Annotated in this window: 4 protein-coding genes and 1 pseudogene; 4 read left to right on the top strand and 1 reads right to left on the bottom strand. The window is 72.7% G+C overall.

All coding sequences use genetic code 11. The features are described 5' to 3' along the window. The 4 genes and pseudogenes from E2E34_RS35650 to fxsT all read left to right on the top strand — a co-directional run. Positions 1-2,024: pseudogene (locus E2E34_RS35650) on the top strand (SAV_2336 N-terminal domain-related protein); the annotation flags it as partial. 100 nt (positions 2,025-2,124) lie between these two features. After that, a complete protein-coding gene (fxsA, locus tag E2E34_RS25705) occupies positions 2,125-2,322 on the top strand; it encodes an FxSxx-COOH cyclophane-containing RiPP peptide (protein WP_138904297.1) in 198 nt (65 codons plus the stop codon). A 99-nt stretch (positions 2,323-2,421) separates the two neighbouring features. Then, positions 2,422-3,708: an aKG-HExxH-type peptide beta-hydroxylase gene (locus tag E2E34_RS25700; RefSeq protein ID WP_167518388.1), complete on the top strand. Its 1,287-nt coding sequence runs from the start codon at positions 2,422-2,424 to the stop codon at positions 3,706-3,708. 71 nt (positions 3,709-3,779) lie between these two features. Continuing rightward, entirely contained in the window at positions 3,780-6,803 is a 3,024-nt protein-coding gene (fxsT, locus tag E2E34_RS25695) for an FxSxx-COOH system tetratricopeptide repeat protein (protein WP_138904295.1), read from the top strand. Positions 6,804-6,883: 80 nt separating this feature from the next. Here fxsT and E2E34_RS25690 read toward each other — a convergent pair. Next, a partial coding sequence (locus E2E34_RS25690) for a multifunctional oxoglutarate decarboxylase/oxoglutarate dehydrogenase thiamine pyrophosphate-binding subunit/dihydrolipoyllysine-residue succinyltransferase subunit (RefSeq protein ID WP_138904294.1) occupies positions 6,884-10,312 on the bottom strand: 3,429 nt, incomplete at its 5' end.

The following is a 10,312-nucleotide window of genomic DNA, read 5'->3' as shown; positions in this document are numbered from 1 at the left end:
ACGAACTCCTGCGCGCCTTCCGGGCGAACGCCTCGCCCGGCGGCGTCCGCCTCGCCGTCCACCTGGCGGCCGCGCCGCTCACCCTGCCCGTGATGCAGCTCGTCCAGCGCGCCATGCTGCCCGACACAGGCCCGATGGAACTCGCCGAAGTCCTGCTCGGCGGGCTGCTCAGGCAGCTCCCCGGGCCGGACCCCGACTCCGGGTCGCCCTGCTACGTCTACGCCGACGGCGTGCAGGAGCTGCTGCTGAACTCACTGGGCCAGGACGCCGCGGCGCTCGTGCTCAAGCACTGCTCCTCGTACGTCGAACGCCACTTCGGCAAGGGCGCGCGCAACTTCTCGGCGCTCGCCGCCGCCAGGCTCTCCGAGCGCGGCGACGCGACGGCCCCCGAGCCGCCGTGGGAGCGGGGCCCCGACGGGGAAGCCGGGGAGGACGACGGGCCCGGCGCCGAACCCGAACTCTTCGCGGAGATCCCCGCCCGCGTACTGCGCTTCTACCAGCCCGACCTCATCACCCCCGTACCGCTGGCAGAGGCCGAACGCCTCCTGGGCCAGTGGCGCTCCCAGGCGGACCCGTCCCTGCTGCGCCGCGCCCGCGAACGCGCCGAGGCCGCGCTGCGCACCGCCGGCCCCGGCCCCGTCCCGGCGCCCGGGAGCGGCGCCGGGACGGCGCGGGCCGGGCTGGTGCTGGGCCGGGTGCTGCTCGCGGAAGCGGGCGCCCCGGCGGTCCGCGGCACCGCGCAGGGCCGCGAGCTGCTGCTGCGCGCCGCCCGGACGCTCGCCGAAGCCCGCGACCGGGCCCCGCGAGGGACCCAGGACCGCGCCGACGCCTGCCTGGAACTCGCCGCCGCACACCACGCCCTGTGGCGCGAGACGCGCGACGCGGCGCACCTCGCCGCCGGCCTGGAGACGCTCGCCGGCGACGCGTCCGTCTGGCCGGCCGCGTCCCGCAGAACGCTGCACCTGCGCCGGGGGCGGCTGCTGCTGGCGCAGCGCCGGGCCGAAGACGCCGTACGTGAACTCCGCACGGGATGTGACCTGCTGGACGCCGAAGACGCCCCCGACAGCCTCCGCTGCCCCGCCCTCCTCGACCTCGCCGAGGCCCTGCGCGCCGCGAACGCCCCGTACGCCGGCACCGCCGAGGTCCTGACCGCCGCCGCCCGGGCCGCCGGCGACGACCCGGCCCTGCGGCTGCGCTGCCTGACCGCCCAGGCCCGGCTGCACGACGCGCAGGGCGACCGCGAGGCCGCCGACCGGGCGTACGAGAGCGCCTCCGGCCTCGCCCCTCCCGACAGCACCCGGCGCTGCGAACTGCTCACCGAGTGGGGCGAGTCACTGCTGCGCCGCGCCGCCGCCGGTGAGGGCGCCGCCGGGGAGGACACCGTGGGCCGGGCCGAGAGCGTCCTGCGCGAGGCGCTCGCCGGGATGCCCGCGCGCTCGCCGTCCCGCAGCGCGCTGCACCTGCTGCTCGGCAGCGCGCTGGCCCTTCGCTTCCAGCGGATCGGCTTCCTCCCCGACCTCTACGAGGGCCGCCACCTGCTGGAGGAGGCGGCGAAGCGGCTGACGGACACCGCCGTACGGGCCGAGGCCTGGCTGGTGCTCGGCCGGGTGCGCTTCGAACTCGCCCAGGTGTCGTCCGCGACGCTGCTGTCCGACTCCCTCCAGGCGTACGAGAGTGCCCGCCGCGACGCCGACCAGGCGCACGGCGACCGGCCGGGCTCCCGGACGGCGGCGCGGGCGCTGTACGCGCAGGGCTGCGTCCTGCGGTCCATGGGCCGTACCGGCGCCGCGCGCGGGGCGTTCGAAGAGGCACACGAGCGCTGGCAGCGCCTGATCTCGTCCGCCGTCGCGGTGGACTGGGCGGAGGCCGCGGCGCCGCGGCAGGCGATCGAGGGCCTGACCGAACCGGCCGACGGACCGGCCGACGGACCGGGCGGCCGGGCGGCCGACCGGCGGCCCGCCGAGGCGGACCGGCGCCCGCCGGCCCCGCCGTGGTGGCCGTTCACCGGGACGACGGCCCGTTGACCGGAGAGCGGTCGAACATGTTTCTGTTTCACTGGGGTCGGGAAGAACTGGGCAGCCGCTGCGGCCGTGCGGGACGGGTGCCGGCAGGAGGGAGTCGGGCGTGTCGCACAGGAACACCGTGGTTGCCGGCCAGGGGCGGGACGCCGGACAGCCACCGGCCGTGCCCGACCTCACTGAGCTTGACCTGCGGACTTTGCGCACCATGGACGACCCGGGACTCGCCGAGGCGGTCCGGCAGGTGCTGGATCAGCCGTGGGAGCTCGCCGAGGCCTGGTGGTCGGAGTCGGATCCGATCTGACGCCCGGCACCGGCACTTTCCGGTCAGATGCGTGGCAGTGCCAACCGGTCGGCGCCGCCCCACGGGCCACCCGGGCATGAACGCCGCCGGAGGGCCGGGATGACCCGTACGCCCGTCCCGGCGGCCCTCGTCGACCGGCTCGCCCGCACCCGGCCGGACACCGCCGCCACCACCGCGCTGCGGGCCGGGCTGCACGCCAGGCGGCTCCTGCTCTTCAAGTCGCTGCTGGCCCGCCTCGACCGGCAGGCGGCCGGCGCCCCTCCCGCCGCGCGGGCGCGCTTCGCCCGCCACTGGCGACTGCTGGAGCACGCGGAGCTGCGCGACCCCGCCCAGGTCCGCGACGTCCTCGACTACCCGCTGACCGGCACCTGGCTGGCCGGAGCCCTCACCGCCCCCGAGGGCCCGGCCCTGGACCGGCACCTCGCGTACTTCGGCAGCATCGCCGCCACGGCGGCCCTGCGGGCCGGCTGCGACCTGCGCATCACCCTCGACGCCCCGGAAGGGCTGCTCTCGCTGCCCGGCCTCGGCAACCTGCGCTGCCCCGCCCACCGGGCCGAACTGCACGCGCGCGGACACCTCGTGCGCATCACCGGCGGCGGGCCGGCCGGCGCGCTCCTGCTGCGGTCCACCACCGGACGCGGCCGGCCGACGGGCGGCGGGCCCGGCTGGTCGGCCCTGCGGGTCCTGGCCGGCGGCACCGCCGTGCTCGACGACCTCCACCCCTACCGCGTGCCGCCCCGGGGCATCGGAGCCGCCGCCATGCACGCCGCCGAGCGCACCACCGTCGCCCGGGAACCCTGGTCGTGCCGGTGGCGGCAGGCCCTCGCGCTGATCGACGGAACCGACCCCGGGCGGGCCGCCGAGATACGGGCCATGCAACGGGTCCTCGTGCCGCTCGTCCCCGTGACCACGACGGCGTACGACGGACGGCACCCGATGAGCGCCACCCTGCGGGCCGCGCCCGGCGGCGTGCTGACGTCCCTGCCGGCCGGGCCCCGCGAGTTCGCCGAGGTCCTGGTCCACGAGACGCACCACACCAAGATGGCCGCGCTGCACGAGCGCGTACCGCTCTACCGGCCGGGCGGCGACGGGCTGCACCGGGTCGGCTGGCGCCCCGACCCGAGGCCGGTGGTGGGCGTGCTCCAGGGCGCGTACGCCCACCTCGCCCTGATGGACCTGTGGCGGCGGGCCGCGACCGGCCCCGCCGCCCCGGCCGCCTGGCGCCGCCGGGCGGGCGAGCAGTTCGCACAGCACCGCGAACAGGTCGCGGAAGCCTTGTCCATACTCCAGGAATCAGATGAACTGACCAACGAAGGAAGGCAGTTCACCGGAGGGATGCGACAGCATTACGCGAGCCTCGGTGCGGCGCCACCGGCCTTTGAGTGACACTGTGTCAAGCGACCGTGACGCTTGGTCGAGCGGGCGCGGGACAGGGCGCGAGACAGGGAGACGTACAGATGGTGGATCAGCGGCGGTCGGGCGGGGGCGGTGCGGCGGACCGGGGCGGCCCTCACGGACCGGAGCACTTCCTCGTGGTCTTCCCCGGATATCACCGGCCGTGGGCCAACTGGATCGCGCAGCGCCTGGAGACCCACGGCCACCGGGTCACGCTCCAGCGCTGGGACCCGCCGCGCGAGACACCGCTGGAGGAAGCACTCGGCGATCTGCTGCTCTCCTCCGGCCGGATCCTGCTCGTTCTCAACGACTGGTTCTTCGAGCTCGGACCCCGCGCCCCGGGCGAGTGGAACGACGTCCTGCGCGGGTACGTGGCGGACCAGGCCGAACGGTTCGCCGCCGTCAACCTCACCAACCGCCAGTTGCCGCCCGCCACGGCCGTCCTCGAACCCGTCAGCCTGTGGGGCACCGGTGAGGAGGAGGCCGAGGAGCGGCTCCTCGGCCGGCTCGGCATCGAGTACCGGCGCAGCACCGGCCGCCGCTCCCCGGCCACCAGCTCCCGGTTCCCGAACACGCCGCCCGAGATCTGGGGAGAGGTCCCCCGCCGCAACGGCCGGTTCACCGGCCGCGACGACCTCCTCACCGAACTCCAGGCACGCCTGACCGAAGCCGAACGCGGCAACTCCGCCTGCACCCTGCTGGGCATGTCCGGCATCGGCAAGACCCAGATCGCCGCCGAGTACGCCCACCGCTTCAGCACCGACTACGACGTCATCTGGTGGGTCAACTCCGACGACCGCAACATCCAGCGCGACCGCTTCGGCGAGCTCGCCGCCGAACTGGGCCTGCACAGCGGAAGCGAACCGGGCGAACGCATCCGCGCCGTGCGCGACGCGCTGCGGCGCGGCGAACCGTACAGCCGCTGGCTCGTCATCTTCGACGGCTGGGACGACACCGAGGGCGCGAACGTCCTGCTGCCGCACGGGCCGGGGCACACCATCGTCACCTCCCGCAACCGGGGCTGGGGCGACCACACCGACGTACTCGAAGTGCCCTCCTTCGACCGCGCCGAGTCCACCGCCTACCTGCTGCGCCGCGCCCCGCACATCACCTCCGCCCAGGCCGACGAGGTCGCCGCCGAGTTCAGCGACGTACCCCTGCCGCTCGTCCAGGCGGCCTCCTGGCTCGGCGAGTCCCGGATGGAGGTCCCCGAGTACCTGCGCATGGTCCGCGAGGGCAGGCTGTCGTCCGTCGACGAGCCCGTCGGCGACGGTTTCCCGCACTCCTCGCTCACCTCGTGGTCGATCCTCATCAACCGGCTCCGCCGCACCCAGCCGCAGGCGGTCGAAGTGCTCAGCCTGTGCGCCTCCTTCGCCCCGGGCCGCATCCCGCTCGGGCTCGCCCGCGCCTACCCGCAGGCCGAGCTCCCCGAGGACCTGCGGTGGATGAGCACCGACCTGCCCGCCTGGACCCGCGCCCTGGACACCCTCGTCAACTACTCCGTGCTCACCCGGGAGAGCCGGGGACCGGTCAACACCGAGATGGGGCCGCACCAGGAGTCCGTGCACATGCACCGGCTCGTCCACGACATCGTCTCCCGCCTCACCAACGACGAGCACCGCGACGCCCACCGCAGGGCCGTGCGCAGCCTGCTCGCCGAGGCCGACCCCGGGAACCCGCTCGACAGCCGGCAGTGGCCCCAGTACGCCGAGCTGCTGCCCCATCTGGAACCGTCCGGCGCGCTCAGCAGCCGCAACAGCCGCGTCCAGGCCGCCGTACTGAACTGTCTGCGCTACTGCGTGCGCAGCGGGGAGTTCACGGCCGGCACCCGGCTCGCCGAGAAGATCCGGAACTACTGGACGGCGTTCATGGACCCGCTGGACCAGCAGATGATCGACCTGACGACGCAGCAGACCAACCTGCTGCTCGCCGCGGGCAGCAACCGCGAGGCGTACGAACTGGGCCGCACCCTGGGGGAGCGGCTGCGGGCCGCCGAACCCCGCGACGAACTCGGCGAGCTCAGCGTCAACAGCGGCCTGGCCGGCAGTCTCCGCCGGCTGGGCAGGTACGACGAGGCGCTGGAGCTCCAGCGCCAAGTGCTCCAGGACGCCGAACGGCTGCTCGGCGAGAACGAGCTGATCTCCCTCAGCGCACGGCACAACCTCGGCGTCGGGCTGCGCCTGCTGGGACGCTACCGGGAGGCGTACGAACTCGACCAGGAGACCCTCAGCCGCCGCGAGAACGTCCTGCGCGCCCGGCACATCACGACGCTGAACTCCGGCAACGCCATCGCCCACGGCCTGCGGCTGCTGGGCCTGTACCGCGACGCCGTCGCCCGGCAGGAGCCGGTGGTCCGCCTCCACGTGCAGATCCTCGGCCCGCTGCACCCGCAGACCCTGTCCGCGCGCAAGCAGCTCGCCCTCGCCCGGCGCCGCGAAGGCGGCTTCCCGCAGGACGTCGGCATGCTGATGGACAGCCTGATGGAACAGATGGAGCAGGTGCAGGGCCGCACGCACTACACCACGCTGTCCTTCATCAACGACTACGGCAACTTCCAGCGCGAGCACGGCGACCTGGACCGGGCCAAGGACCTGATCGCCGAGGCCGAGGCCGGATACCGGGCGCTGCTCGGGCCCGCCCACCCCGTCGCCACCGGCATGCTCGCCAACACCGGCCTGGTGATGCAGGCGGCCGGCGACCGGGGCGAGGCCATGTCGATGTTCGAGTCCGCGCTCGCGGGCCTGACCGCCACCCTCGGCGCCGACCACCCCTGGGTACTGGGCTGCGCCCTCAACGCCTCCGGCGGCCGCAACTTCAACGGCCGGGTCGCGGACGCCGCCGACCTCAGCCGGGACACGCTGCGCAGGTCCCGCCAGGTACTGGGCGACGAGCACCCGCTCACCCTGTCCTGCCAGACGGCGCTCGCCGCCGACCTGCGGGCCCTGCGCGAGCACGAGGAGGCCGACAAGGTGGAGGCGGACGCCCTGCTCACCCTCACCCGCACCCTGGGCGCCCAGCACCCGCACACCCTGTCCGCCCGCCAGCGGACCCGCCCGTACTGGGACTTCGAGGCGTATCTCGGCTGAGCCGGCGAACCGCCCCGTACGCCGAGGGGCCCGGCACCGCGGTATCGCGGTGCCGGGCCCCTCGGGCGCACAGGCGCTGATCAGGCCTCGAAGACCTCGTTCAGGAGCTGCTGCTGCTCCGCCTGGTGGCGCTTGGCCGAGCCGACCGCCGGGGACGAGCCGTGCGGGCGCGAGATGCGCCGCAGCCGCTCACCGTGCGGGATGTCGGCGCCGACCGCCAGGTCGAGGTGGTCGATCAGGTTGAGCGCGATGAACGGCCACGCACCCTGGTTCGCCGGCTCCTCCTGCGTCCACAGGTACTTCTCGGCGTTCGGGTACTTCGCGATCTCCTCCTGGAGCTCCTTGCCCGGCAGCGGGTACAGGCGCTCCAGACGGATGATCGCGGTGTCCGTGATGCCGCGCTTCTGCCGCTCGGCCTCCAGGTCGTAGTAGACCTTGCCCGCGCAGAAGACGACCTTGCGGACGGCCGCCGGGTCCATGGCCGTGTCGCCGATCACCGGGCGGAAGCCACCGGTGGTGAACTCCTCCGCCTTCGACGACGCCGCCTTCAGACGCAGCATCGACTTCGGGGTGAAGACGATGAGCGGCTTGTGGTGCGGGTTGTGGACCTGCCAGCGCAGCAGGTGGAAGTAGTTCGACGGCAGGGTCGGCATCGCGACCGTCATGTTGTCCTGGGCACACATCTGCAGGAAGCGCTCGGGACGGGCCGACGAGTGGTCCGGGCCCTGCCCCTCGTAACCGTGCGGAAGCAGCAGCGTGACGCCGGACGTCTGGCCCCACTTCTGCTCGGCGGAGGAGATGAACTCGTCGACGACGGTCTGCGCGCCGTTGACGAAGTCACCGAACTGGGCCTCCCACATGACCAGCGACTCGGGCCGGGCGAGCGAGTAGCCGTACTCGAAGCCCATGCACGCGTACTCGGAGAGCAGCGAGTCGTAGACGTTGTAGCGGGCCTGGTCCTCGGAGAGGTACTGGAGCGGGGTGTAGTCCTCGCCGGTGTTCTGGTCGACGAGCACCGCGTGGCGCTGGCCGAACGTACCGCGGCGGGTGTCCTGGCCGGACAGCCGGACCGGGACGCCCTCCATCAGCAGCGAGCCGATGGCGAGGGTCTCGCCCATGCCCCAGTCGATCGTGCCGTCCTCCACCGAGGCCGCCCGGCGCTGCATCTGCGGCATCAGGCGCGGGTGGACGGTGATCCGGTCGGGGATGTTGACCTGGGACTCGGCGATCCGCTTGACGACCTCCTGGGAGACCGCCGTGGCGACGGCCACCGGGAACTCGGCCTGGACCTCCGGGGTGTGGGCCGGAGCCGGGTTCGAGGTGGCCTCGCGGACCTCCGCGAACACCTTCTCCAGCTGGCCCTGGAAGTCCTGGAGCGCCTGCTCCGCCTCTTCCAGCGTGATGTCGCCGCGACCGATGAGGGACTCGGTGTAGAGCTTGCGCACCGAGCGCTTCACGTCGATCAGCGTGTACATCTGCGGGTTGGTGAACTGCGGGTTGTCGCCCTCGTTGTGACCGCGGCGGCGGTAGCAGATGAGGTCGATCACGACGTCCTTGTTGAAGGACTGGCGGAACTCGAAGGCGAGCCGCGCGACGCGGACCACGGCCTCCGGGTCGTCGCCGTTCACGTGGAAGATCGGCGCCTCGATCATGCGGGCCACGTCGGTCGCGTACATCGAGGAACGCGACGACTCCGGGGCGGCGGTGAAGCCGACCTGGTTGTTGATGACGATGTGGACCGTGCCGCCGGTGCGGTAGCCCCGCAGCTGCGACATGTTCAGCGTCTCGGCGACGACGCCCTGGCCGGCGAAGGCCGCGTCGCCGTGCAGCGCGACGGGCAGGACGGTGAAGTCCGTACCGCCCTTGTTGATGACGTCCTGCTTGGCGCGGGCGACACCCTCCAGGACCGGGTCGACCGCCTCCAGGTGCGAGGGGTTCGCGACGAGCGAGACCTTGATCTGCTCGCCGTCCAGGCCGGTGAAGGTGCCCTCGGCGCCCAGGTGGTACTTCACGTCGCCGGAGCCGTGCATCGACTTCGGGTCGAGGTTGCCCTCGAACTCGCGGAAGATCTGCGCGTACGACTTGCCGACGATGTTCGCCAGGACGTTCAGGCGGCCGCGGTGGGCCATGCCGATGACGACCTCGTCGAGCCGGGACTCCGCCGCGGAGTCGATGACCGCGTCGAGCAGCGGAATGACGGACTCGCCGCCCTCCAGCGAGAAGCGCTTCTGACCGACGTACTTGGTCTGCAGGAACGTCTCGAACGCCTCGGCGGCGTTCAGACGCCGCAGGATGCGCAGCTGCTCCTCGCGCTCCGGCTTGGCGTGCGGGCGCTCCACGCGGTCCTGGATCCACTTGCGCTGCTTCGGGTCCTGGATGTGCATGAACTCGACGCCGACGGTCCGGACGTACGAGTCGCGGAGCACACCCAGGATGTCGCGCAGCTTCATCATCGACTTGCCGGCGAAACCGCCGACGGCGAACTCGCGCTCCAGGTCCCAGAGCGTGAGGCCGTGCTCGTTGATGTCCAGGTCGGGGTGCTTGCGCTGCTTGTACTCCAGCGGGTCGGTGTCGGCCATGACGTGGCCGCGGACCCGGTAGGAGTGGATCAGCTCGAAGACGCGGGCGGCCTTGGTGACGTCGTCGTCGTGCGAGACGTCGATGTCCCTCAGCCAGCGGACCGGCTCGTACGGGATCCGCAGGGCCTCGAAGATGTCGTCGTAGAAGCCGTCCTCGCCCAGGAGCAGGTTGGACAGGATCCGCAGGAACTCGCCGGAGGCGGCTCCCTGGATGACCCGGTGGTCGTACGTCGAGGTCAGCGTCATGACCTTGGAGATGCCCAGCTTGTTCAGGGTGTCCTGCGAGGTGCCCTGGAACTCGGCCGGGTAGTCCATCGCGCCGACGCCCATGATGAGGCCCTGTCCGGGCATCAGGCGGGGCACGGAGTGGACGGTGCCGATGCCGCCGGGGTTGGTCAGCGACGCGGTGACGCCGGTGAAGTCGTCCATCGTCAGCTTGTTCGCGCGGGCGCGGCGGACGATGTCCTCGTACGCCTGCCAGAACTCGAAGAAGTTGAGCGTCTCGGCCTTCTTGATGGCCGCGACGACGAGCTGGCGGTCGCCGTTGGGCTTCACCAGGTCGATGGCCAGGCCCAGGTTGACGTGCGCGGGCTTGACCAGGGTCGGCTTGCCGTCCTTCTCCGCGAAGGAGTAGTTCATCGACGGCATGGCCTTGAGGGCCTGCACCATCGCGAACCCGATGAGGTGCGTGAAGGAGACCTTCCCGCCCCGGGCGCGCTTGAGGTGGTTGTTGATGACGATGCGGTTGTCGAACAGCAGCTTCACCGGCACGGCGCGCACGGACGTGGCCGTGGGCAGCTCCAGCGAGGCGTTCATGTTCTTCGCCACGGCTGCGGACGGGCCGCGCAGCGTCACGAGCTCGGGGCCCTCGGGGGCCTCCTTGGCGGGCTCCGCCTTGGGCTCGGCCTTCGCCTTCGCGCCGGCCTGCTG

The sequence above is a fragment of the Streptomyces albidochromogenes genome (genome assembly GCF_005981925.1).
Classification (GTDB): domain Bacteria; phylum Actinomycetota; class Actinomycetes; order Streptomycetales; family Streptomycetaceae; genus Streptomyces; species Streptomyces albidochromogenes.
This window is presented reverse-complemented; position numbering and strand designations above follow the sequence as displayed.